A 25,076-nucleotide genomic window follows, 5' to 3' on the forward strand; every position below is an offset into this window, starting at 1 on the left:
GCTACGGCCCCTCCACTCGTCATTGCGAGCGAAGCGAAGCAATCCAGACTGCCGCCGCGGAGGGATTCTGGATTGCTTCGCTACGCTCGCAATGACGAGTGGGGAGGCACTATGCGTCCCCACGACACATCACGTTACTGCTTCAGCGTCTCCAGAAACCGCACCGGCTCGCCTTGCGAGGCCGCTACCAGCTCGCCCTGCCACATCACGCGGCGGCCGCGGATGAAGGTGCCGACGGGCCAGCCCGTGACACGCACGCCGTCATACGGCGTCCAGCAGGCTTTCGACGCCACCCATTTGTTGGTGATGGTCTCGCTGCGTTTCAAATCGACCACAGTGAAATCGGCGTCGTAGCCGGCGGCGATGCGGCCCTTGCTGGCCATGTTGTAGAGGCGCGCGGGGCCGGCGCTGGTAAGATCGACCAACCTTGCGAGCGACAGGCGGCCGGCATTGACGTGATCGAGCATCAGCGGCACCAGCGTCTGCACGCCGGTCATGCCGGAGGGCGAAGCGGGATAGGTCTTCTGCTTCTCTTCCAGCGTATGCGGGGCGTGGTCGGAGCCGAGCACGTCGATGATGCCCTGCTCGATGCCGCGCCAGATGCCGGCGCGGTGATCGGCGCCGCGCACCGGCGGGTTCATCTGCGCGAGCGTGCCGAGCCGCTCGTAGCATTCGGGCGCGACCAGCGTCAGATGATGCGGCGTCGCCTCGCAGGAGGCGACGTCCTTGTGGTCGCGCAAGAATTCGATCTCTTCCTTGGTCGAGATGTGCAGTACGTGGATGCGCTTGCCGGTCTCGTGCGCGAGCTTGACCAGGCGCTGCGTCGCCATCAGCGCCGCGGTCTCGTCACGCCAGACCGGATGCGAGCGCGGATCGCCCTCGATGCGCAGCGATTTCCGATCGTTGAGGCGGTACTCGTCCTCGGCGTGGAAGGCGGCGCGGCGGCAGATCACCTGGAAGATGCGGCGCAGGCTCTCGTCGTCCTCGACCAGCAGCGCGCCGGTGGACGAGCCGATGAACACCTTGACGCCCGCGCAGCCCGGCGCGCGTTCGAGCACCGGCAGGTCCTGCACGTTCTCGCGGGTGCCGCCGATGAAGAAGGCGAAATCGCAATGCATGCGGTGATGGGCGCGCTTCACCTTGTCGGTGAAGGTGGCTTCCGTCACGGTCAGCGGCGAGGTGTTCGGCATCTCGAACACGGCGGTGACGCCGCCCATCACGGCGCTGCGCGAGCCGGTCTCGAGGTCTTCCTTGTGCTCCAGCCCGGGCTCGCGGAAATGCACCTGCGTGTCCATGACGCCGGGCAGGATGTGCAGGCCCTTGCAGTCGATCACCTCCGCGGCGGAGCCTTGCGACAGCGCCCCCAGCGCGGCGATACGACCGCCCATGATGCCGATGTCGCGAACACCCTCGCCGTCCTGGTTGACGACGGTGCCGCCCTTCAAGATCACATCGAAACGCTGGGTCATGGGGCCTCTCTCATCCCCAAGCGCAGGGCTCGAGGTCTTGTCGTTTATGCCTTGCGGGCTTACGTTCCGGAGCAACATGTCGCAAGAGATTTTCGCATGAAATCAGCGTTTCTTCCCGACCGGGGCGTGGTCAAGGTCGCGGGCGAGGATGCGCGCAACTTCCTCAACGGCCTCATCACCACCGATGTCGACAGGCTCAAGCCGGGCCTGGGGCGATTCGGCGCGCTGCTGACGCCGCAGGGCAAGATCATCGTGGACTTCCTGATCACGGAGGTGCCCGCGGGCCATGGCGGCGGGTTCCTGATCGACTGCCCGAAGCCGCTGGCCGAGGGACTCGCCACCAAGCTGAAATTCTACAAGCTGCGCGCCAAGGTCACGGTGGAGAACCTCGATCTCGGCGTGCTCGCGGCCTGGGGCGGCCAGCCTGCGGCGCAGCCGGACCTCGCCTTCGCCGATCCGCGCAATGCCGAGCTCGGCATCCGCATACTGATCCCCGAGGATCTCAAGCAAAAGCTGTCCGACCTGATCGGCGCCGAGCTGGTCGATGCCGCCGACTACGAGGCGCATCGCATCGCGCTTGGCGTGCCGCGCGGCGGGCTCGATTTCATGTACAGCGACGCGTTTCCGCACGAGACCAACATGGACCGCCTCGCCGGCGTCGATTTCGACAAGGGCTGCTATGTCGGCCAGGAGGTCGTCTCGCGCATGCAGCATCGCGGCACCGCGCGCACCCGCAGCGTCAAGGTGCTGCTCGACAATCTCTCGCCGGAGGTTGGCGTCAGTGTCATGGCCGGGGACAAGCAAGTCGGCACCATGGGTTCGTCGGCGCAAGGCAAGGGCATTGCGCTCGTGCGCATCGACCGCGTCGCCGACGCGCTCGATGCCGGTCAGCCGCTCACCGCCGGCGGCCTGCCCTTGACGCTCGCCGAGCCTGAGATCGTGCGTATTCCAACCAAGCAGCCGACCGCATGAGCCGAGCCCCCCGCCTGCATCCTGACGGAAAGACCCGCTGCCCCTGGCCCGGCGAAGATCCGCTCTATGTCGCCTATCACGACACCGAATGGGGTGTACCGGAGTATGACGACCGCGCGCTCTACGAAAAGCTGATCCTCGACGGTTTTCAGGCCGGCCTGTCCTGGATCACGATCCTGCGCAAGCGCGACAATTTCCGCAAAGCCTTCGACGATTTCCAGCCGGAGAAGATCGCGCGCTACAACGAGAAGAAAGTTCATGCGCTGATGCAGGACGTCGGCATCGTGCGCAACCGCGCCAAGATCGAAGGCACGATTTTGAGCGCGAAGTCGTATCTCGACATCATGGAGAAGGGCGCGGGCTTCTCGAAGCTGTTGTGGGGCTTCATGGACGGACGGCCCAAGGTCAACCATTTCAAGACCACCGCGAGCGTGCCGGCCTCGACGCCGCTGTCGGTGCAGATCTCGAAAGAGCTGTCGTCACGCGGCTTCAAGTTCGTCGGCCCGACCATCGTCTACGCCTTCATGCAGGCGACCGGCATGGTCAACGACCATCTCGTCGACTGCCATTGCCACGCGACCTGCGGCAAGACGCAGCGCAAGCCGCGCCTCAAGGCCAAATGACCGCGAAGAAGACGGCGCACGATGCGCAATCCCGCGCCTGGCAGCGCATGCTGTCGGGCCGGCGGCTCGACCTGCTCGATCCCTCGCCGCTCGATGTCGAGATCGCCGACATCGCGCATGGGCTGGCACGCGTGGCGCGCTGGAACGGGCAGACGACAGGTGCGCACATCTTCTCGGTCGCGCAGCACACGCTGCTGGTGGAGACCGTGATGCGGCACGAGATGCCGCGCGTCGACCAGCGCATGCGGCTCGCGGCGCTGCTGCACGATGCGCCCGAATATGTCATCGGCGACATGATCTCGCCGTTCAAGGCCGTGCTCGACGGGCATTACAAGGCGGTGGAGAAGCGCCTGCTCGGCGCCATCCACATCCGCTTCGGCCTGCCGCCGGTGCTGCCGGACGAGATCACGCAGGCGATCAAGGCCGCCGATCGCGGCGCGGCTTATCTCGAGGCGACCGAGCTTGCCGGCTTCAGCGAAAGCGAAGCCAGGCGCCTGTTCGGCAAGGACCCGGGCCTCTCCGACGGCGTCCGGCGCGACTATCTCACGCCCTGGACCGCGGCGCGGGCCGAGAAGCAGTTTCTGGAGCGGTTCGGCGCGGTGTTTGCGTAAGTCATTGTCTTGGTTTGGTGGCGCCTGTAACTCCGGTGTCGTCCCTGCGAAAGCAGGGACCCATAACCACAGGAAACGGTTGCGGCGCAAAACTGGCAACCACGAGTCTTCGCAAAACTCAATCCTGTGGTTATGGGTCCCGGATCTGCGCGCGCTTTAGGCGCGCTTGTCCGGGACGACGAAAGTAGATGCAGGGACACCATGGGCTTCGCTTTGCCCACCCTACGGCCGCGGCTATAATCAAGAAAAAGGTCCACCATGATCCACGTCTGTTCCCTCGCCGCGCTTCCCGAAACCGTTCGCCTCACCAAGGCCAGCCATGTGCTGACGGTGATGGCCAATGTCGAGCAGGTCGCGCGTCCGGTGTCCGTGCTGCCGGCCAACCATCTCAAGGTGTCGATGGACGACATCACCGAGGAGATGGACGGTTTCGTCGCGCCGTCGGAGGCGCATATCGACCAGGTGCTGGCTTTCGTGCGCGGCTGGGACCGCGCTGCGCCGCTGGTGGTGCATTGCTATGCCGGCATCAGCCGCTCCACAGCGAGCGCGTTTGCGGCCGTGTGCGCGCTCAATCCCGAGCGCGACGAGATCGAGATCGCCAAGAAGATCCGCGCGGCTTCGCCGATCGCCTCGCCGAACCGGCGCATCGTCAGCCTCGCCGACCGCGCGCTCGGGCGCAACGGCCGCATGCTGCGTGCGCTCGACGAGATGGGCCCGGGCGCGATGATGGTCGAAAGCCGCCCCTTCGTGATCGAGCTCGCATGAGGCGAGAGTCGAATAGCAGCCGCGCCAGGACTGCGCCCCTTCTAATGCCCGGATGCATCCGCACCGTCATAGCCGGGCATGACGTGCCACCACGCGCGATCATCATCGCATGAGCGACAAGCTGCTGACGCCGATCGAGATCGGGCTGACTGCGGCGATCGTCGCGATCGCGGATCATGAGCCGCTGGTCCTCACCGCGCGCGGCAGCGACGGGCTGGCCGGACTGCCGTTCGGGCCGTTCGACGCGCTCAGCCACCGCACCTTCGAGATCGGCTTGCGCGCCTGGGTCGAGGAACAGGCGGCCTTGCGGCTCGGCTATGTCGAGCAGCTCTACACCTTCGGCGACCGCGGCCGCCATGCCGAGGCCGGCGACACCGGCGCGCATATGGTGTCGATCGGCTATCTCGCGCTGACGCGCGCGGTGGACGGCGAGCTTGCTGCGACCGGCGCGAGCTTCGAGCCCTGGTATCGCTTCTTCCCCTGGGAGGATTGGCGCGAGCAGCCGCCCGCGATCATCGCCCGCGACATCATCCCGGCGCTCGCCAAATGGGCCGAGGAAGAGACGCCGGAGACGACGCGCGCACTGCCGCGAAAAGATCGCGTGCGGTTCTATTTCGGCCTCGACGGCGCGCCCTGGGACGAGGAGCGCGTGCTCGACCGCTACGAGCTGCTGTACGAGGCTGGCCTGATCGAGGAGGCACGGCGCGACGGCCGCCCTGCGGCATTAGCGCGCAAGGCGCTGCCCGCGCTCGGCACCTCCATGCGGTTCGACCACCGCCGGATTCTCGCCACGGCAATCGCGCGGCTGCGCGCGAAATTGAAGTATCGCCCTGTGGTGTTTGAACTTTTGCCCGCCGAGTTCACACTTACGGAATTGCAGCATACGGTGGAGGCGATCTCCGGCCGGCACCTGCACAAGCAGAATTTCCGCCGCCTGGTCGAAACCGAAGCCCTGGTCGAACCGACCGGCGTGATGTCGACACAGACCGGCGGACGGCCGGCAGCGCTCTACCGCTTCCGCCGCGAGGTGCTCCAGGAGCGGCCCGCGCCGGGCTTGCGCGTCCGCTCCCGGCGCTAGGGCATGATCCGGAAAAGTGCGTAGCGGTTTTCCGAGAAGATCATGCTGAGATTCGTGTGATCGGCCCCTGCGCGCCGGTTGCCAGGAGGCTTCATGTTCGACGGCCCGTTTGACGTCTTCGCGCTGATCATTGCGATCATCGCCTTCCTGATCGCGATCAAGGCTTCCAGCCAGGCGACCGAGCTGCGCCGCCGGCTGAGCTCGCTCGAAGAGAAATTTTATGCGCAGCGGCAGGTGCAGCCGCCGCCGCTCCTGCCCGCCCAAGTGCAGCCCGAGGCGCCCGCGACGGCTGCCGCCGCCGAACCGCCGCCGCTTGCGCCGGAAGCCGAGGCGGCGCCGCCTCCGCTCGTCACCGAAGAGGCCTCGCCGCCGTCGCTCGAAGCGAGCACCGCCGGCGATGCACCGCCGCCGTTGCCCACACCGGCGCCTGTTTCCAGAGAACCTGGCTTCGAGGAACGGCTCGGCACGCGCTGGGTGGTGTGGATCGGCGGCCTTGCGCTCGCGCTCGGCGGCTTCTTCATGGTGCGCTATTCGATCGAGGCCGGCCTGGTCGGCCCCGGCGTGCGCGTGTTCCTCGGCGGCCTGTTTGCGGCTGCGCTGCTCGCGGCCGGCGAATGGACGCGGCGCAAGGAGAGCATCTCCAACATCGCGGCGCTGCCGATCGCCAACATCCCCGCCATCCTCACCGCGGCCGGAACGGCGGTGGCGTTTGCCACCATCTACGCCGCCTACGCGCTCTACGGCTTCCTCGTGCCCGCAACCGCCTTCGTGCTGCTCGGCATCGTCGCGATGGGCACGCTCGCCGCCGCATTGCTGCATGGCCCTGCGCTCGCCGGGCTCGGCGTGGTCGGCGCGTTTGCGACGCCGGTCCTCGTCTCCAGCGGCAAACCGGACTATTGGGCGCTCTACATTTATCTCGCCATCGTTACCGCCGCGAGCTTTGGTCTCGCCCGCATCCGGCTGTGGCGCTGGCTTGCGGTGACCACCATCGTGTTCGCCGTGCTCTGGGTCTTCCCGGGGCTCGACACCAGTGATCTGCAGGTCGCGCCGCACGCTTTCCATGTCATCGCCGGCTTCGTGCTCGCCGCACTGCTCGTGGTCTGCGGCTTCATGTTCGGACCAACCATCGAGGACGGCGAGATCGAGCCGGTGTCGTCGAGCTCGCTCGGCGCCTATCTGTTCGGCGCGATGCTGATCGTGCTCTCAAGCGCGCATGCGGACCTTGCGCTGATCGCGTTCACGCTGCTAGTCGGCGGCACGCTGTTCGTCGCCTGGCGGGCGCCGGCGGCGACTGGCGCGCTGGGCGCAGCCGCTGCGACCGTCTTCATCGTGTTCGCGGAATGGGCGGTGCGCGCCAATCCGGATATGCTGGTGCTGCCGGGCGGCCCGATGCCCGGCGTCGGACCGGTCGCGACCGACAGCTCCGTGACGCTGCATCTCGTGATGGCCGCGATCTTCGCCGCCGGCTTCGGCGTCGCGGGCTTCCTCTCCCAGGGCCGCTCCAATTCGGCGATCATTCCGGTGGTGTGGTCGGCGGCTGGCGTCGCGACGCCGATCGCGATCCTGGTTGCGCTCTATGCGCGGATCGCCCATCTCGACCGCTCCATTCCGTTCGCGATCCTCGCAGTGCTGCTCGCTGCGGCCTTCGGCGCTGCGACCGAAGCGCTGATGCGTCGCGAAGAACGACCGGGCGTGGCAACCTCGATCGCACTGTTCGCGACCGGCACGCTCGGCGCGCTGGCGCTGGCGCTGACCTTCGCGCTGGAGAAGGGCTGGCTCACCATTGCGCTCGCACTGATGTCGCTTGGCACCGCCTGGATCTCGTTGCAGCGGCCAATTCCAGTGCTGCGCCGGTTAGCTGCGATCTTCGCCGCGATCGTCACCGCACGCATCGCCTATGATCCGCGCATCGTCGGCGATGCCGTCGGCACGACGCCGATCTTCAACTGGCTGCTCTGGGGTTACGGCCTGCCGGCGGCCTCGTTCTGGGGTGCGAGCATCTTCCTGCGCCGCCACGGCGATGACGCCCCGCTGCGCGTTGTCGAAGCGGCTGCGATCCTGTTCACCGCGCTGCTCGCCTTCATGGAGATCCGTCACCTTGCGACCGGCGGCGACATGATCTCGCCGCCGTCACTGCTCGAATTCGCGCTGCAGGTCTGCGTCTCGCTCGCGATGGCCATCGGCCTGGAACGGCTGCGGCTGCGCAGCGGCAGCATCGTGCACAATGTCGGCGCGGTCGTGCTCACCGTGATCGCCGGCCTCATCAGCGTGTTCGGCCTCTTCATCCTGGAGAACCCGCTGATCTGGCGCATCGACGTCGGCGGCGCGGTGTTCAACCTGTTGCTGCTCGGCTACGCGCTGCCGGCGGTGCTGATGCTGCCGCTCTCTTATGCCGTGGTCGGCGCGCGCGGCAAGGTCTACGCCAACACCATCGCAGGCGGTGCGCTGCTGTTCGCGCTCGCCTATGTCACGCTGGAGATCCGCCGCTTCTATCACGGCCCGATCCTCTCCACGGGACCCACGACGGGCGCGGAGCAGTACACCTATTCGATCGGCTGGCTCGCCTTCGGCGTGGTGCTGCTCGGTGTCGGCATCCTCGTCAACTCCGAGCGCGCGCGGCTGGCCTCGGCAGTCGTGATCGCGCTCACGATCCTGAAGGCCTTCGTGATCGACATGTCGACGCTGACGGGTGTCTACCGCGCACTGTCGTTCATGTGCCTCGGTATCGTGCTGGTGGCGATCGGCTGGCTCTACCAGCGCATCCTGTTCCGGCGGCAGGTCACATCGCCGCCGGCTCCGCAAACGAGCCCGTAGAGCTCCAGGGGAGGTGCCCACCTCTCCCCAGCGGGGAGAGGTCGGATTGCGCCGGGCGATGCGGAGCATCGTCCCCAGCAATCCGGGTGAGGGGCCGCAGCGCATCGTGAGACTGTAACCCCTCACCCGGATCGCATCTTCGATGCGATCCGACCTCTCCCTGCGGGAGAGGTGAATAACGACCGTGTGCGACGTCTAGGCCGCGCGGACCGATTCCAGGAACTGCGCGACCTCGACCTTGAGGCGCGTGCTGTCCGTCGCCAGCGACTTCGCCGCCGACAGCACCTCGACCGAGGCCTCGCCTGTCTCGATCGCGCCGCGCTGCACGTCGGTGATGTTCGAGGAAACCTCCTGCGTGCCGACCGAGGCCTGCTGGACGTTGCGCGAGATCTCCTGTGTCGCCGCACCCTGCTCCTCGACGGCCGCGGCGATCGCCGCAGACACTTCGGACAGCCGCTCGATGGTGCCGCCGATCTCCTGGATGGCGGTGACGGATTCCTGCGTCGCGGCCTGGATGCCGGAGACCTGCGCCCCGATCTCGCCGGTGGCCTTCGCGGTCTGATCGGCCAGGGCCTTGACCTCGGAGGCGACGACGGCGAAGCCGCGGCCGGCTTCGCCGGCGCGCGCCGCCTCGATGGTGGCGTTCAGCGCCAAGAGGTTGGTCTGGCCCGCGATGGTGTTGATGAGCTCGACGACATCGCCGATGCGGGACGCCGCCTGCGACAGCGCATTGACGCGCTCGTTGGTGCGCGCCGCCTGCTCGACCGCTTCCGCCGCCATCCGCGACGAATCCTGCACGCGGCGGCTGATCTCGGTGATGGAGGACGACAGCTCTTCCGAGGCGGAGGCCACCGCCTGGACGTTTGTGGAGGCTTCCTCGGACGCGGCGGCAACCACGGTTGCCAGCTCCTGCCCGCGCTGCGCGGTGCTGGTCAGCGTCGAGGCCGAGGCCTCGAGCTCGGTCGAGGCCGAGGACACGGTGCCGACGACCTCGCCGATCATGGCCTCGAACCTGCCGGTGATGGCGTCGACGCGGCGGCCGCGTTCGATCTTGGCTTCGGCATCGGCCGCGGCAGCCTCGTCGGCGGCCTTCTTGGCGATCAGGGCTTCCTTGAAGATCTGGAGCGCATCCGCCATCGAGCCGATCTCGGTCTTCTCGCCGCGATGCGGCACCTCGGCCGAAAGGTCGCCCTCGCCGAGCGACTGCATCGGCTTGATGATCGAAGCAATGCCACGCGAGACATCGCGCACGAGATAATAGGCGGCGCTGATCGCGATCACGACCGAAAGCACGATGATGCCGACCAGCACGCGGAAGATCATGGCGTAGCTGTCGGCCGCCTGCTTCGTCTCCAGCTCGGCGCCGCGATTGTTGAGCTCGATGCCCTTCTGAAGCAGCGGGTCGGCCGCCTGTGCCATCTTCGCGACCTTGGTCTGCAGCATCTCGTTGGCCTCAGTCGGGAACTTGCCGACGCTCTTGCGCGACAGCGCCATCACCTCCTGCACGCCGTTCAGATACTCGCCCCAGGCCGTGGCCCATTGCTGATAGAGCGAGCGCTCTTCCGATGAGGTGATCAGGGGCTCGTAGACCTTGCGGGTCTGCTCAATGCGGTCGCGCAGCGAAGCGAGGCGCTTCTCGGCGGCCTCCTTGCCCTCGGCGCTCTCCTGCATCAGGTGCAGCCGCAGCGCGACGCGCAGCTCGTTGATGTCGGCCCGGAGCGAGCCGAGCGCACGCACGCTCGGCAGCCAGCTGTCCGCGATCTCGACGGTATGGGCGTTGATGTTCTGCATCGTGCCGATCGCCGTCACGCCGACGCCGGCGAGCGAGAGCACGAGGACCGACAGCACGGTCAGAAGCTTGAACACGATCGACAACTTCGACATCACCACACCCCCTGATACCAGGCAACGCACAAGTCACCCGCGCCGCAATCGTCGCATCGGACGATAGGGCCGGCTTCCTTCCAACAATGCTGGCTGGTTCTTATCCGGTAAGATAGCGCCCATAATTGCAAACAGGCGTTAACAAGAACCTAGTGGAACTACTGGTTCACCGATTCTCGATACTTAACGTCCACGCAATCATTTTGCGGTTGCGGCGGCATCCCGCTGCACACGCGAATGTGCCTCACGTGAGGCCGTGCATCATCCAAGCTGCAACCGGTTCGTATGAAGGCGACAACGGCCGCGCAAGCAAGCGCGGCCGTCGGAGCTACTCCCTGCCCGGCGACGCCTGGATCAGGCCGCGCGCACTGTCTCGAGAAATCTCCCGACCTCGAGCTTGAGACGGTTGCTGTCGCCCGACAGCATCTGCGCGGCGGACAGCACCTGCGAGGAGGCCGAACCGGTCTCGCTCGCACCGCGCTGCACGTCGGTGATGTTGGACGAGACCTGATGCGTGCCCTGCGCGGCCTGCTGCACGTTGCGGGAGATTTCCTGCGTCGCCGCGCCCTGCTCTTCGACCGCCGCCGCGATGGTCGAGGAGATCTCGGACAGCTTTTCGATGGTATCGCTGATGTCCTTGATGGCACCGACCGATTCCTGCGTCGCGGCCTGGATGCTGGAGATCTGCTGACCGATCTCGCCGGTGGCCTTCGCGGTCTGCTCGGCGAGCGCCTTGACCTCGGAGGCGACGACCGCAAACCCCTTGCCGGCCTCGCCGGCCCGCGCCGCCTCGATCGTGGCATTGAGCGCCAGAAGATTGGTCTGGCCCGCGATCGTGTTGATCAGCTCGACGACATCGCCGATACGTGTCGCCGCCTTGGACAGTTCGCTGACGCGTTCGGTCGTGGTGCGAGCCTGGCCGACGGCTTCGCTCGCGACACGCGCGGATTCCTGCACCTGGCGGCTGATCTCCGTGATCGAGGACGACAGTTCCTCGGTGGCGGAGGCCACCGACTGCACGTTGGTGGAGGCCTCTTCCGAAGCGGCCGCAACCACCGTGGTCAACTGTTGCGTACGCTCCGCGGTCGAGGTGAGCGTCGTGGCGGACGCTTCGAGCTCGGTCGAGGCCGACGACACCGTGCCGACGATTTCGCCGACGGCGCCTTCGAAACTGTCGGCGAGCCTGCGCATCTCCGCTTTGCGTTGCTCGGCTGCGATCTGATCCTGCCGCATCTTGGCTTCCGCTTCCGCGCGCGCTTTCTGCTCGGACACGACCTTGAATTTCTCGACGGCACCGGCGACCTCGCCGACCTCGTCCTTGCGGCCGAGCCCGGGCAGCACCACCGAGAAATCGCCACCGGCGAGCTTCTCCATCGCCAGCGTCAGCGCACGCATGGGCCGCGCGATGCTGAAGACCGAGAAGATGCACGCGCCGACGAGAACCAGCGCGACCAGCACACCGACGACGAGCGAGGTCCGCGCAACCGACGCCGCCTCCGCTTCAGCCTCGGCACGGGCCTCAAGGCTTCTCTGCTTGGCGAACTCGGTGATCTGGTTGGACAGATCCGAAATCTCTTCGTTGATCGGCACCAGCGTCCCCTTGCGGACGCGATCGATCTCGGCCGTGAGCTTTGCGAATTGCGCCGCCGCCTCGCCGTCCTTCTTGCCCTCGAGCGCGAGCTCCTGCTTGCGGATGGCTTCGATCTGCTGAGCGCCTTTGCCGAAATCGCCGATCAGCACCGTCAGTCGATCGATCCGCTTGCGGTTCTCGGGGGAGCGCGAGAGCTTCGCCATCTCACCGGCGAATTTCAGGGCCGCCGTCTGGCGGTCGTTGAAATAGGTGACGGCTTTCTGCATCTCGGCCGGCGAGGATGAGGTCAGGATGTCGCGAATGCCGATCTGCATGCCGCGGACCGAAGCCTTCGCTTCGGCGGCGTTCTGCGCGATCGCCTGCTGTCCGGCCGCGCTCATGCCGAGCTTCTGAACCTCGGCGTCGCCACTCCTCTGAAGGAAAATCATCAGCGCGACGAGCCCGATGGTCAGCGCGGAGGTGACGGCGAGCTTGGTGCCAATTCGCAGATTTTGAATGAAGGACATCGATACTCCCGGCTACGCATGGCCGCGCGGACGCGCGTGAACAGTCGGGAAAAACTAGCAGAGAGGTTCCTCATTAACGTTAAACGGGGCGCACCGCGGGGTAGGTAGAAATACTGAAAACGCTGCTTAAGTTGCCGGACTTACGCACTTTTCGCGTGCAGCGAATCTGCACTTCGCGAATTTGCATGCCTTGGCGTTCGTTAACGCCTGTCGCGCTATTCGCGGTCGTCAGCCCACCTTCTCGCCGACGAGGCTGACGCGGAAGACCGGCTTCTTGTTCTCGTCGAGCAGCTCCATGCGCCACTCGGCATTCGGCTTCAGGCCGCGCGCGATGCCGCCGAGTAGATTGGCGCAGACCTCGGTCATCTCGGTCCAGGCGGCCGCCCGGTCCTCGAACTCGTACGGCTGGTCGGCGGCGCCGGAATAGCGGCCGGTGCTGATGCGAAAGAAATACAGCGACATGTAGAACCCTTGCGCCCCCCGGCCCTGCGCAAACTGGGACGCGACTAGCTACCAACGCATGAAAACCGCCGTCCGTATGATTACGGCGCAGCGGCTTCGTGCTCGATGGGGCTCTTCAAGGACAAAGTACGCGGTGGGATCCCGCGGCCAGCTCACTGGGTCGAGCGGCGTAGCTCCAGCGGGGCGTCGTTCCTGGCGGGTTCGGCCTTCACCGGCTCAAGCCGGCCGCTCTCGACGCGGGGCGTCTCCACGCGCGCGGCGACCTCGGTGTTGGAGGCGCCGACCGATCCGGTGCGCTCGGAGCGCAGCGAGCGCGGACGCGCCGCGGCACGCGCCATCAGCATCTGGTTGCCGCCCTGGTGATGGAAGTCGCAATAGGCGAAGCCCATACCCGACACCGAGCCGCGGAAGCTGCGCTCGTCGGTCTTTTCCAGGTTGAAACAGGGCTCAAACGGGATGCCCTTTATCGACGCGCAGACGTTCTGGCCGCGGATCTGGAGCGTGTTGCCGGGCAGGCGGAGATGTTTCACCGGGCCAGAGCCCGAGAATTGCACGGCCCCGGCGGCGCCGAGATCGTCGAGAATGCGGCCTGCGCCGCGCGTGCCGTCGAAACAGGTGAAGGCGAACACCTTGCCAGCCACAAAGCGGCGTGCCTCGTCGGCATTCATGCTACCTGCAACGGCCGGCGCAAACGTCGCTGCCGCCGTGACAGCCCCCAACACAATACGCGCAAGCATGCTCAACTCCGAACCAACCCCCGCAGCGGGCGATGCCTTATCTCTTTACCCGCTGCTTACCATACTAACCAAGGCAACATTGAAGCAGCTTGGTTGGTAAAGTCTGAACGCCGTTAGACAATTTTTACCACGACGCGACCGCGGACCTGGCCGGCCAGGATTTTCGCGCCCCATTCCGGGACTTCGCCGAGCGAAATTTCCCGAGTGATTTCAGATAGTTTCGTCCGATCCAGATCCGACGCGAGACGCTGCCAGGCGGCCTTCCGCGGCTCAATCGGGCACATCACGGAATCGATGCCGAGAAGGCACACTCCGCGCAAAATGAAGGGTGCGACGGAAGACGGCAGGTCCATGCCGGCCGCCAGGCCGCAGGCCGCGATCGCCCCGCCGTATTTCGTCATCGACAGGAGATTCGCGAGCGTCGTCGAGCCAACGCTGTCGACGCCGCCCGCCCAGCGCTCCTTGGCCAGGGGTTTTGCCGCCGCCGACAATTCATTGCGGTCGATCACCTCGGCGGCGCCGATCTCTTTCAGGTAGTCCGCTTCCGAGACGCGGCCGGTCGAGGCGATGACGTGATAGCCGAGCTTCGAAAGCACGGCCGTTGCGACCGAGCCGACGCCCCCTGCGGCGCCCGTCACCACCACGGGTCCGCTCTTTGGCGACAGGCCATGCTTCTCCAGCGCCAGCACCGAGAGCATCGCGGTGAAGCCCGCGGTGCCGATCGCCATGGCGTCGCGCGCCGAGAGCCCTTGCGGCAACGCGACCAGCCAGTCGCCCTTCACCCGCGCCTTCTCGGCATAGGCGCCGAGATGATTCTCGCCCATGCCCCAGCCGGTGCAGACGACCTTGTCGCCCGCCTTCCACTGCGGATGCGAGGAGGCTTCCACCGTGCCGGCGAAGTCGATGCCGGCGATCATCGGGAAGCGGCGCACCACCGGCGCCTTGCCGGTGAGCGCGAGACCGTCCTTGTAGTTCAAGGTCGACCATTCCACGCGGACGGTGACATCGCCATCCATCAGCTCGGCTTCGTCGAACTGCGCAAGCTGTGCGGTGGTGCCCTTGTCCGCCTTGTCGATCCGGATCGCCTTGAATGTGGCCACGGCTGAACTCCCTGACTTGTTTGTCGGGATTGTTTAGCCGATCAGGCAGGCTGCGCAACCACCCGCTGAACCGGTTTCTCCACGATCGGAAGATTGATCAGCGCCGACAGCACGCCAAACAGGATCGAGAGCCACCAGATCGGCGTGTAGGAACCGAATTTCTCGAACACGATGCCGCCCAGCCAGACGCCGAGGAAGCCGCCGACCTGATGGCTGACGAACGCAAAGCCATAGAGCGTCGCGAGCCAGCGCGTGCCGAACATCAGGGCCACCAGCGCCGAGGTCGGCGGCACCGTCGACAGCCAGGTCAGACCGGAGACCGCGCCGAATGCGATCGCCGAGAACGGCGTGATCGGGAACGAGATGAAGGCGAGCGTCGCGAGCGCGCGGGTGAAATAGATGGTCGAGAGGATGTAGCGCTTGGGCAAGCTGTTCTGGAGATAGCCGACGCTGAGCGATCCCATGATGTTGAACAGGCCGATCGCCGCGATCACCCAGCCACCGGTTTGCGTCGAGATGCCGCGATCGACCAGGAACGCCGGCAGATGCACGGTGATGAAGGCAAGCTGGAAGCCGCAGGTGAAGAAGCCGAGCACCAGCAGCACATAGGAGCGGTGGCCAAACGCTTCGGCGAGCGCCTTCGTAAAAGTCTGCTCATCCGCGGGCGCCGCATTTGCCGTGCTCGCGACCGGTGGCGTCGAGAGCGCCAGCGCCAGCGGGATGATCAGCAGCATCAGGAAGCCGAACACGGAGAGCGCCTGCTGCCAGCCGAAATTGTCGATCAGCGCGACACCGATCGGCGCGAACAGGAACTGGCCGAACGAGCCCGCTGCAGTGCCGGCGCCGAGCGCGAGGCCGCGCTTCTCCGCCGGCAGCAGTTTTGTGAACGCCGACAGCACCAGGTTGAACGAGCAGCCGGCAAGACCGAAGCCGATCATCACGCCTGCGCCGATATTGAGCGACAGCGGCGTCGAGGAATAGCGCATCAGCAAGAGGCCGCCGGCATAGAGCAGCGCGCCGACGCACATCACCCGAAACAGGCCGAAGCGATCGGCGACCGCGCCGGCGAAGGGCTGGCCCAATCCCCAGAGAAGATTCTGCACGGCGATGGCGAGGCCGAACACGTCGCGGCCCCAGGCAAATTCGTGGCTCATCGGCTGCACGAAGAAGCCGAGCGCCGAGCGCGGGCCGAAGCCGAGCATGCCGATGGCGCAGCCGCAGAGAATGATGATCGCCGGCGTGCGCCAAGAGGAACGGGAGGCCGGACCGAGCTCGCCCACTTGTGTCGACATGCACTTCCTCATGTGTCGTTGGCGGATCCGGAATAGGCAGCCGCGCCATAGCGTTTAATGCAGGTGCATGAAAATCCCAAGTCAAAAACGATTGCGTTCCACGAAGGGCTGCCGCGAGAGCATTGCGTTTCGTCGCGGGCTCGCCTGACGCGGTAAGGGGCGACTTGACGGGAATGTGTGCGGCTTACCCTAGCGGCCGGCCGCAGGGCGTGTTATCTTCGATTTACTCAAGTTGAGTATATGTGAGCTCTGGCGAAGCGCCCCGGCCTCTTGGCCGGATTTCTCAGGCTCCATATATACTCATATAGAGCATAATTGGCATGCACGGGAGGTTTTGATGCCGATCACTGGAATTTACGGCCCCGACGATCTCGCAGGCCGGCCGCAGGGCCAAACCGCCATCGCTCCCCGCGCCGCGCCGGCGCGCACGGGGCCTGCGCTGCCGATGCCCTCGCTGGAATGGACGGATGAGGTCGAGCGCGCCACCGCTCCGCTCTACGAGCGCGTGAAGCACGTGATCCCGCCGATCGAGTGGCCGCTGATGGCGCCAACCATCAAGGCCATCAACGAGCTGAAGGCGGCGCGCGGCGCGGTGATCCTCGCGCACAACTACCAGGCGCCGGAGATCTTCCACTGCGTCGCCGACATCGGCGGCGACTCGCTCCAGCTCGCGGTCGAAGCCACCAAGGTGAAGGCCGGCATCATCGTCCAGTGCGGCGTGCACTTCATGGCGGAGACGTCAAAACTGCTCAACCCGGACAAGACGGTGCTGATCCCGGATTCACGCGCTGGGTGCTCGCTCGCCGCCAGCATCACCGGCGCCGACGTGCGGCTGTTGCGCGAAAAATTCCCCGGCGTGCCCGTCGTCGCCTATGTCAACACATCGGCGGAAGTGAAGGCCGAGGTCGATATCTGCTGCACCTCGTCCAATGCGGTGCAGGTGGTGGAGAGCCTCAACGCGCCGACCGTGATCTTCCTGCCCGACCGCTACCTCGCGACCTACGTGGCCTCGAAGACCGACGTGAAGATCATCGCCTGGAAGGGCGCCTGCGAGGTGCATGAGCGTTTCAAGGGCGAAGAGCTGCGCGCGTTTCGCGAGGCCGACCCGTCGGTGCAGATCATCGCGCACCCCGAGTGCCCGCCGGACGTGCTGGCCGAAGCCGACTTCACCGGCTCGACCGCGCACATGATCAACTGGGTGCGCGAGCGGCGGCCGCGGCGCCTCGTGATGATCACGGAATGCTCGATGGCCGACAATGTCCGCGCCGAGCTGCCCGATGTGGAGATGCTGCGCCCCTGCAATCTCTGCCCGCACATGAAGCGCATCACCCTCGCCAACATCCTGGAGAGCCTGCTGACGCTGCGCGAGGAGGTCACGATCGATCCCGCGCTCGCAGAGCGAGCCCGGCGTTCGGTCGAGCGGATGATCAATCTGAAGAACTGAAGGCGAGAAGCAGCAACACCCACGGTGTCGTCCCGGACAAGCGAAGCGCAGATCCGGGACCCATAACCACGGGGAGACGTGGTTGCGAAGAACGACGTTGCAGAGCTTCGCAAGACAACTTCCGCCGCGGAGTATGGGTCCCTGCTTTCGCAGGGACGACAGCGAAGCAAGAGGAACAACCATGACAAACATCCACAATCTCACCCGCACCACCGACGACGTCGTCATCGTCGGCGGCGGCCTTGCCGGATTGTTCTGCGCGCTCAAGCTCGCGCCGCGGCCGGTGACCTTGATCTCGGCAGCGCCGCTTGGCCAAGGCGCATCCTCCGCCTGGGCGCAAGGCGGCATCGCCGCGGCGGTGGCCGAGGGCGATACGCCGGAAGCGCATGCCGCCGACACCATTGCCGTCGGCGGCGGCATCGTCGACGAGGCCGTCGCGCTCGGCATCGCGCGTGAGGCGGCGCCGCGAATCCACGATCTGCTCGCCTATGGCGTGCCGTTCGATCGCGACCTCGAAGGCCGGCTCGCCGTCGGTCGGGAAGCTGCGCATTCGGCGCGGCGCATCGTGCATGTGCGCGGCGATCATCGCGGCCTTGAGCGAGGCCGTGCGCCGCACGCCCTCGATCCGGCTGATCGAGGGATTCGTCGCCGAGGCGCTGTTGACGGAGGACGGCACGGTCAGCGGTCTTCAATTGCGCGAGGCCGGCAATCCCGCCGCGCGGCCGATCATGCTCGCCTCGCGTGCGGTCGTGCTCGCCACCGGGGGCATCGGCCATCTCTATGCCGTCACCACCAATCCGGTCGAGGCCAGCGGCTCCGGCCTTGCGATCGCCGCGCGTGCCGGCGCGGTCATCGCCGACCCCGAATTCGTGCAGTTCCACCCGACCGCCATCATGGTGGGGCGCGATCCCGCACCGCTCGCGACCGAAGCGCTGCGCGGCGAAGGCGCGATATTGATCAACGGCGATGGCGAGCGCTTCATGCTGGCCCACCATCCGCTCGCCGAGCTCGCGCCGCGCGACATCGTCGCTCGCGGCGTGTTCGCGGAGATCGCGGCCGGGCGCGGAGCCTTCCTCGACGCGCGGACGGCGCTGGGCGCGCGCTTCGCCGAAAAATTTCCGACCGTGCACGCAAGCTGCATCGCCGCCGGCATCGATCCCGCGACGCAAGCCATCCCGATCGCGCCGGCCGCGCACTACCACATGGGCGGCATCGCGGTCGATGCATGCGGGCGCAGCTCGATCGACGGGCTCTGGGCCGGCGGCGAAGTCTCGTCCACCGGCGCGCATGGCGCCAACCGCCTCGCCTCCAATTCGCTGCTCGAAGCCGTGGTCTATGCCGCGCGCATCGCCGACGACATCACCGGCCGCCCGATCCCCTCGCCGGCCCGGCTTCCGGAGGCGCTGGTGACACAGCGCAGCAGCGCGCCGGATGCAGCCAGCGTGACGCGGCTGCGGGCGATGATGAGCACGCATGTCGGCGTGATCCGCGATGGTGACGGGCTTGCGGAGGCCGTGCGCAGCTTCGCCGCGCTGGAACACGAGGCCACGGGCATTACCGTCCGCAACATGGCAACAACGGCCCTGCTCGTCGCGGCTTCCGCCTGGACCCGACGCGAGAGCCGCGGCGCACATTTCCGCTTCGACCATCCGGCGGATGTTCCCGCGCTGGCGCAGCGGACAATGACCACACTCGCCGCTGCACGCGAAGTCGCGGAAAGCCTGAGCGAACGCCCGCTGCCGCGCACCGCCCAACCCATGATCGCCTGAAGGAAGCTCATGATGACCCCGACCTCCCTGCTCTATCCCGACGCCTTCCTCTCGCCGCTCGCCATCGACGAGGCCGTGCAGCGCGCACTGGCGGAAGACCTCGGCCGCGCCGGCGACATCACCTCGCTCGCGACCATTCCCGAAGCGACAAGAGCGCAGGCCATCCTGGTCGCGCGCCAGTCCGGCGTGATCGCCGGATTGCCGCTGGCGCTGGCGACGCTGCAAAAGCTCTCGTCCGACATCGAGGTGCGCGCGCATGTCCGCGACGGCGCGCGCGTTGCCCGCGGACAGCACGTGCTGACGATCTCAGGCCCCGCCCGCGGCGTTCTCACGGCGGAGCGGACCGCGCTGAATTTCGTCGGCCGGCTGTCGGGTGTTGCGACGCTCACGGCCGATTACGTCGCGCGCACCGAGGGCACGAAAATGCGGATCTGCTGCACGCGAAAGACCACGCCGGGATTGCGGGCGCTGGAGAAATACGCGGTGCGCTGCGGCGGCGGCTTCAACCACCGTTTCGGGCTCGATGATGCAATCCTGATCAAGGACAACCACATCGCGGTCGCCGGCGGCCTCCGCCCGGTGCTGGAGCGCGCCCGTGCGCATGCCGGCCATCTCGTCAAGATCGAGATCGAGGTCGATACGCTGGCGCAATTGCGCGAGGTGCTCGATACGGGCCTCGCCGATGCCGTGCTGCTCGACAACATGGATTTTGCAACGCTGCGCGAGGCGGTGCGGATGAACGAGGGGCGCCTCAAGCTGGAGGCATCCGGCGGCGTCACGCTGGACTCGATCGCCGCGATTGCGGCGACCGGCGTCGACTATGCGTCATCCGGCGCCCTGACGCATTCGGCGCCGAACTTCGACTGTGCGCTGGATATCGAGGCGTGATTGAAGCGCTAAAAGCCCTCCACAACGTCATGGCCGGGCTTGTCCCGGCCATCCACGCGTTGCCACATAGCACAGAGAACGTGGATGCCCGGGACGAGCCCGGGCATGACGACCTCTTGTGAATGCCTACCTCCGTTCGCTCACGCCCATCTCGGCGGAGCTCTTGGCTTCCTGCGCGAGCTCGGCGGAGAGCGCGGCGGTCTGCGCCGGGGTGCCCCAGCTCGGCTCCTCGCTTCCGTCGCCCCAGGCGCGCGGGCGGTAGAAGGTGTGCACGCCGGTCTTGTACATCTTCTTCATCTCGGCGACCCAGGACGGGCGCACCCAGTAGGCGTGGTAATGCGTGGACTTACCGACCTCTGGCAGCCAGATCTGGCCGTCGAGCATCGCCTTCGAGATCTTCTTGGCACGCTCCCACATCTCCGGCTCGCGGATCACGTCGGGATTGTTGTCGCAGGCGAAGGTGAACTGGCAGGCGAAGTGGCGATATTTGTTCTGGTAGACCACGCCGCACACCGTATCAGGATATTTGCCGGAGAACACGCGGTTCATCACCACCTGCGCCACCGCCATCTGGCCGCGCACGGCTTCGCCGCGGGATTCGAAGTAGATCGCCTCGGCGAGACATTTTTCCGACTTCGCGCGCGACTTGTCGTCGAGTGCGAGCCGCTCCGCTGGCGATCTGGCGCGCTGGTTGTCGACGTTGACCTCGCCCTTCGGCGCGACGCTCTCGCCGCTTTCGATATCCCTGGCGATCTCTTCGGTCGGCGGCGTCAGCGAGGCCGTCACCTTCATGTCGGGATCGGGCATCACGATCAGCGGCTCGGCGCCAGGCTGCCAGCTTTCGATGCTCTCGAGATTGCCGCCGAGCGAGGAGCTGCCGAAGAACAGGTTCGAGGTCTTGACGCTGAAGGGATCGCGCGGCGGTGCCGCCGGAAGTGTCGCCTGCTTCAATGCCTCCAGCGGCTGCACCGCGAACGAGCGCGCGAGGTCGCTGGCCTTTGGCGGATTGGCATATTGCGGCAGCGGCGGCGCCCGCAGCGCTTCGGCGAGCTCGGGATCGAGCGCGGCTGCGGACTCGGGCGACATTGCTTGCGACATCGCTTGCGGCAAGGAGGCGGTCTTCGCGCCGAACACGGAGCTGTTCGACGTCGCGGGATCTTCCTGCGCGGGCGTCACGGCCGGTGCTGTCGTCTCTGGCGCCTGCGTAGGCACGACGGTTGCGAGACGATCGCCCTTCAGCGAGCGATCGACCTTGGGAAAATCGGCGGCCTGGTAACGCGGCGGCGCCTGCAGCGCCGGATTGCGGCTGATTGCGCCGGTGACGTCGCGACTGTCGAGGCTCGCGAGCCGAACCATCGCGCTCTGCGGCGCCGACGTGCCGATGGGACGGGAGAAACTGTAGGTGGCCAGCTGGATCGAGGACGCCGCGGAAAACACCTGCTTCTGCCAACGCTCGGCGACGCCGGGCTGTCGCGCCAGCAGAGAGGCAATGTCCTGATAGCCGGTCTCTCTCGGCATCAATGCGAAGATGCAGAGACCGATGCCGAAGGACGCGAACCGCGCGCCCTTCGGATGGTTACGCAACACTGACATCGATACGCTCACGCAACGCTTACGCCCGTTCCGATCGAACTCAGTACATCCGTGCAATTCGATCTTTTTCGTAAGTATCTAATTTAGGTTGCCGGGGCGTTAATCGGCGTTGCGCGCGCGGCACACTCAAGCGAACACAGGTGTTTTCACGGGGCGATTGCGTGCGTGGTAAATGCCGCCTCATCTGAAGCGGTAAACAATCGGTCAATGCGAATGGTGAAGGAACTCTTGCACGCGCGTATCATTACGGGACGCGTGATGGGTTCCCGGCATAAGCACGAGATGCTTCTACACAACGGGTGTCATGCCCCGCGAAGGCGGGGCATCCAGTACGCCGCGGCTTCTCGCTTCAATCACTGGCATCACGGAGTACTGGATCGCCCGCCTTCGCGGGCGATGACAGTGAGTGCGTGGTGACTGCTCGCAACAACTCCGCGCAAAATGAAAAAAGGCGGGGTTTGGCCCCCGCCTCTTTCACATCTCGCAATCAGTCTTCCTCTTACGCCTGGCTCGCAATCGCCTTGCCGAGCGCGGCCTGCGCCGCGGCAAGCCGCGCGATCGGCACGCGGTAGGGCGAGCAGGAGACGTAGTCGAGGCCGATATTGTGGCAGAAGGCGACGGAAGCGGGATCGCCGCCGTGCTCGCCGCAGATGCCGACCTTGAGCTTCGCGCGCGTCTTGCGGCCGCGCGCGACGCCGATCTTGACCAGCTCGCCGACACCTTCCTGGTCGAGCGCGACGAAGGGATCGACCGAAAGGATACCCTTCGTCACATAGGGGCCGAGGAAGCTCGCCGCGTCGTCGCGGCTGATGCCGTAGGTCGTCTGCGTGAGATCGTTGGTGCCGAACGAGAAGAACTCGGCGCTCTCGGCGATCTCGGCCGCAAGCAGGCACGCGCGCGGCAGCTCGATCATGGTGCCGACCTGATAGGCGATCTTGGTGTTGTTGTCGCGCATCACCGACTGCGCGGTGGCATCGATCCGCGCCTTGACGAGATCGAGCTCGGCCTTGGTCGCGATCAGCGGCACCATCACCTCGAGGCCGATGGCCTTGCCGGTGCGCTTCTGCGCCTCGACCGCCGCCTCGAAGATCGCACGCGCCTGCATCTCGGCGATCTCAGGATAGGCGATCGCGATGCGGCAGCCGCGGAAGCCGAGCATCGGATTGAACTCCGAGAGCTCGCGCGCGCGGTCGGCGAGGCGCCGCGGGTCGGTGTTCATGGCACGCGCCACTTCCTCGACCTCGGCGTGGGTGTGCGGCAGGAATTCATGGAGGGGAGGATCCAAAAGCCGGATCGTGACGGGCAGGCCCTTCATGATCTCGAACAGCTCGACGAAGTCGGCGCGCTGCATCGGCAGCAGCTTTGCGAGCGCCGCGCGGCGCGACTGCTCGTCCTCGGAAAGGATCATCTCGCGCACGGTGCGGATGCGCGTCTCCTCGAAGAACATGTGCTCGGTGCGGCATAGGCCAATGCCTTCCGCGCCGAACTTGAGCGCGGTGCGCGCATCCTCCGGTGTGTCGGCATTGACGCGCACGCCGATCTTGCGGACCTGGTCGGCCCAGTTCATCAGCGTGCCGAACTCGCCGGACAGCTCCGGCTCGATCATCGGCATGCGGCCGGCGAGCACCTGGCCGAGCGAACCGTCGATGGTGATGACGTCGCCGGTCTTGAAGGTGCGCGAGCCGATGCTCATGGTGCCGCGGCCGTAATCGACGCGGATGGTGCCGCAGCCGGAGACGCAGGGCTTGCCCATGCCGCGCGCGACCACCGCCGCGTGCGAGGTCATGCCGCCGCGCGTGGTCAGGATGCCTTCGGCGGCGTGCATGCCGTGGATGTCTTCCGGGCTGGTCTCGATGCGGACCAGGATCACCTTGCGACCGTCGGCCTGAAGCTTGGCCGCTTCATCCGAGGAGAACACGATCTCGCCGGAGGCCGCGCCCGGCGAAGCCGGCAGGCCGGTCGCGATCACGTCGCGCTTGGCGTTGGGATCGATGGTCGGATGCAGGAGCTGATCGAGCGAGGCCGGATCGATCCGCGTCACCGCTTCCTTCTTGGAGATCAGGCCTTCGTTGGCGAGTTCGACCGCGATGCGCAGCGCCGCCTTCGCGGTGCGTTTGCCGCCGCGGGTCTGGAGCATCCACAGCTTGCCCTGCTCGACCGTGAACTCCATGTCCTGCATGTCGCGGTAGTGCTTCTCGAGCAGCGTGTAGATCCGCGTCAGCTCCTTGAAGGCCTCCGGCATCGCCGATTCCATCGACGCCTTGTCGGAGCCGGACTCCTTGCGCGCTTCCTCGGTGATGTCCTGCGGCGTGCGGATGCCCGCCACCACGTCCTCGCCTTGCGCGTTGATCAGGAACTCGCCGTAGAGCTTGCTCTCGCCGGTCGAGGGATTGCGCGTGAACGCAACGCCGGTCGCCGAGGTCTCGCCCATGTTGCCGAACACCATCGCCTGCACGTTGACCGCGGTGCCCCAGGATTCCGGAATGTCGTGCAGCTTGCGATAGGTCATCGCGCGCGCGTTCATCCAGGATGAGAACACCGCGCCGATCGCGCCCCAGAGCTGGTCGTGCGGATCCTGCGGGAATTCCTTGCCGGTCTCGCGGGCGACGGCGTCCTTGTACTTGCCGACCAGCTCGACCCAGTCCTCGGCCGACAGATCGGTGTCGAGCGTGTAGCCCTGGCTGTCCTTGAAGGTGTCGAGGATCTCCTCGAAGTGATGATGCTCGAAGCCGAGCACCACGTCGGAATACATGGTGATGAAGCGGCGATAGCTGTCATAGGCGAAGCGGCGGTCGCCCGAGAGCTCGGCCAGCGCTTCGACGGTCTCGTCGTTGAGGCCGAGATTGAGCACGGTGTCCATCATGCCCGGCATCGAGGCGCGCGCGCCGGAGCGCACGGAGACGAGCAGCGGGTTCTTGGTGTCGCCAAACACCTTGCCGGTCAACTTGCCGACATAGTCCAGCGCCTTCTCAACCTGCGGCTTCAGCTCCTTCGGGTACGTCTTGCCGTGCTCGTAGAAATAGGTGCAGACCGAGGTCGGGATGGTGAAGCCGGGAGGCACCGGGAGGCCAAGATTGGCCATCTCGGCGAGGTTGGCGCCCTTGCCGCCGAGCAGGTCGCGCATCTCCGAGCGGCCCTCGGCCTTGCCGTCACCGAATGTGAACACCCATTTGCCCGCCTTGGCGGCTGGCGCGGCTTTGGCGGGTGCAGCCTTCTTCGGCGCAACCGGCTTGGTCACAGCCTTTGCAGCAGCTTTAGCGGCAGGCTTTGCAGCCGGCTTGGCTGCAGGCTTGGTCGCCGCTTTTGCAGCCGCCTTGGCGACCGGCTTCGGGGCGCTCTTGGCCAGCGCCTTGCGGGCTGGCGGCGCGGCTTTCGCGGCGGCTGAAGACTTTGATTTCGCTGAAGTTTTATTAGGCTTCGAGGCGGCTTTGGCCATAGCTTGCACACAACCTGCGAGAGGGAGGGGAAATCGCGGGCC

The 25,076-nt window shown here is 66.2% G+C and carries 17 protein-coding genes and 1 pseudogene; 9 read left to right on the plus strand and 9 right to left on the minus strand.

Going from position 1 to position 25,076, the window contains the following annotated elements; genetic code table 11:
- Window positions 1–134 precede the first annotated feature (134 nt).
- Window positions 135–1,469, minus strand: coding sequence for a dihydroorotase (locus AAFG16_RS36880; protein WP_342733246.1), 1,335 nt, complete (start codon window positions 1,467–1,469; stop codon window positions 135–137).
- 96 nt (window positions 1,470–1,565) lie between these two features.
- Between AAFG16_RS36880 and AAFG16_RS36885 the strand changes: the two genes are divergently transcribed.
- The 6 genes from AAFG16_RS36885 to AAFG16_RS36910 all read left to right on the plus strand — a co-directional run bounded on the left by AAFG16_RS36885 (window position 1,566) and on the right by AAFG16_RS36910 (window position 8,332).
- Complete coding sequence (locus tag AAFG16_RS36885; RefSeq protein ID WP_342733248.1) at window positions 1,566–2,441, plus strand: folate-binding protein; 876 nt, start codon at window positions 1,566–1,568, stop codon at window positions 2,439–2,441.
- A complete protein-coding gene (locus AAFG16_RS36890; protein ID WP_342733250.1) occupies window positions 2,438–3,064 on the plus strand; it encodes a DNA-3-methyladenine glycosylase I in 627 nt (208 codons plus the stop codon). Before AAFG16_RS36885 ends, AAFG16_RS36890 begins: the two co-directional genes overlap by 4 nt.
- Window positions 3,061–3,675 carry an HD family hydrolase gene (locus AAFG16_RS36895; RefSeq protein ID WP_342733252.1) on the plus strand — a complete coding sequence of 205 codons (615 nt, stop codon included), beginning with the start codon at window positions 3,061–3,063 and terminating at the stop codon, window positions 3,673–3,675. The genes AAFG16_RS36890 and AAFG16_RS36895 overlap by 4 nt, the downstream gene beginning before the upstream one ends.
- Window positions 3,676–3,933: 258 nt before the next feature.
- On the plus strand, window positions 3,934–4,440 hold the full coding sequence (locus tag AAFG16_RS36900) for a protein tyrosine phosphatase (protein ID WP_342733254.1): 507 nt from the start codon (window positions 3,934–3,936) through the stop codon (window positions 4,438–4,440).
- Between the two features lie 109 nt (window positions 4,441–4,549).
- Window positions 4,550–5,518, plus strand: a complete 969-nt coding sequence (locus AAFG16_RS36905) for an NAD regulator (protein ID WP_283081251.1) — start codon at window positions 4,550–4,552, stop codon at window positions 5,516–5,518.
- Between the two features lie 93 nt (window positions 5,519–5,611).
- Window positions 5,612–8,332 (plus strand): DUF2339 domain-containing protein, encoded by a 2,721-nt coding sequence (locus AAFG16_RS36910; RefSeq protein ID WP_342733256.1) that lies wholly within the window; start codon window positions 5,612–5,614, stop codon window positions 8,330–8,332.
- Window positions 8,333–8,527: 195 nt separating this feature from the next.
- Here AAFG16_RS36910 and AAFG16_RS36915 read toward each other — a convergent pair whose 3' ends face one another.
- From AAFG16_RS36915 to AAFG16_RS36940, 6 genes are all read right to left on the minus strand, one after another.
- Window positions 8,528–10,216 carry a methyl-accepting chemotaxis protein gene (locus AAFG16_RS36915; RefSeq protein WP_342733258.1) on the minus strand — a complete coding sequence of 563 codons (1,689 nt, stop codon included), beginning with the start codon at window positions 10,214–10,216 and terminating at the stop codon, window positions 8,528–8,530.
- A gap of 354 nt (window positions 10,217–10,570) precedes the next feature.
- Window positions 10,571–12,313 carry a HAMP domain-containing methyl-accepting chemotaxis protein gene (locus tag AAFG16_RS36920; RefSeq protein WP_342733260.1) on the minus strand — a complete coding sequence of 581 codons (1,743 nt, stop codon included), beginning with the start codon at window positions 12,311–12,313 and terminating at the stop codon, window positions 10,571–10,573.
- Between the two features lie 228 nt (window positions 12,314–12,541).
- Window positions 12,542–12,775: a hypothetical protein gene (locus AAFG16_RS36925; protein ID WP_283087055.1), complete on the minus strand. Its 234-nt coding sequence runs from the start codon at window positions 12,773–12,775 to the stop codon at window positions 12,542–12,544.
- A gap of 152 nt (window positions 12,776–12,927) precedes the next feature.
- A complete protein-coding gene (locus tag AAFG16_RS36930; protein ID WP_342733262.1) occupies window positions 12,928–13,512 on the minus strand; it encodes a hypothetical protein in 585 nt (194 codons plus the stop codon).
- A 113-nt stretch (window positions 13,513–13,625) separates the two neighbouring features.
- Complete coding sequence (locus AAFG16_RS36935; protein ID WP_342733264.1) at window positions 13,626–14,612, minus strand: MDR family oxidoreductase; 987 nt, start codon at window positions 14,610–14,612, stop codon at window positions 13,626–13,628.
- 41 nt (window positions 14,613–14,653) lie between these two features.
- Window positions 14,654–15,904: an MFS transporter gene (locus tag AAFG16_RS36940; RefSeq protein ID WP_342733266.1), complete on the minus strand. Its 1,251-nt coding sequence runs from the start codon at window positions 15,902–15,904 to the stop codon at window positions 14,654–14,656.
- 337 nt (window positions 15,905–16,241) lie between these two features.
- Between AAFG16_RS36940 and nadA the strand changes: the two genes are divergently transcribed.
- The 3 genes and pseudogenes from nadA to nadC all read left to right on the plus strand — a co-directional run bounded on the left by nadA (window position 16,242) and on the right by nadC (window position 20,005).
- The gene (nadA, locus tag AAFG16_RS36945) at window positions 16,242–17,348 is read left to right on the plus strand and encodes a quinolinate synthase NadA (protein ID WP_342733269.1); all 1,107 of its coding nucleotides are present in this window, start codon (window positions 16,242–16,244) and stop codon (window positions 17,346–17,348) included.
- 181 nt (window positions 17,349–17,529) lie between these two features.
- Window positions 17,530–19,117: pseudogene (locus AAFG16_RS36950) on the plus strand (L-aspartate oxidase).
- Between the two features lie 9 nt (window positions 19,118–19,126).
- Window positions 19,127–20,005, plus strand: coding sequence for a carboxylating nicotinate-nucleotide diphosphorylase (gene nadC / locus AAFG16_RS36955; RefSeq protein ID WP_342733271.1), 879 nt, complete (start codon window positions 19,127–19,129; stop codon window positions 20,003–20,005).
- A 126-nt stretch (window positions 20,006–20,131) separates the two neighbouring features.
- Here nadC and AAFG16_RS36960 read toward each other — a convergent pair whose 3' ends face one another.
- Entirely contained in the window at window positions 20,132–21,598 is a 1,467-nt protein-coding gene (locus AAFG16_RS36960) for a cell wall hydrolase (RefSeq protein ID WP_342733273.1), read from the minus strand.
- Between the two features lie 499 nt (window positions 21,599–22,097).
- On the minus strand, window positions 22,098–25,034 hold the full coding sequence (gene ppdK / locus AAFG16_RS36965; RefSeq protein ID WP_342733275.1) for a pyruvate, phosphate dikinase: 2,937 nt from the start codon (window positions 25,032–25,034) through the stop codon (window positions 22,098–22,100).
- Window positions 25,035–25,076 lie beyond the last annotated feature (42 nt).

It is taken from the genome of Bradyrhizobium sp. B117 (assembly GCF_038969555.1).
Taxonomy (GTDB): domain Bacteria; phylum Pseudomonadota; class Alphaproteobacteria; order Rhizobiales; family Xanthobacteraceae; genus Bradyrhizobium.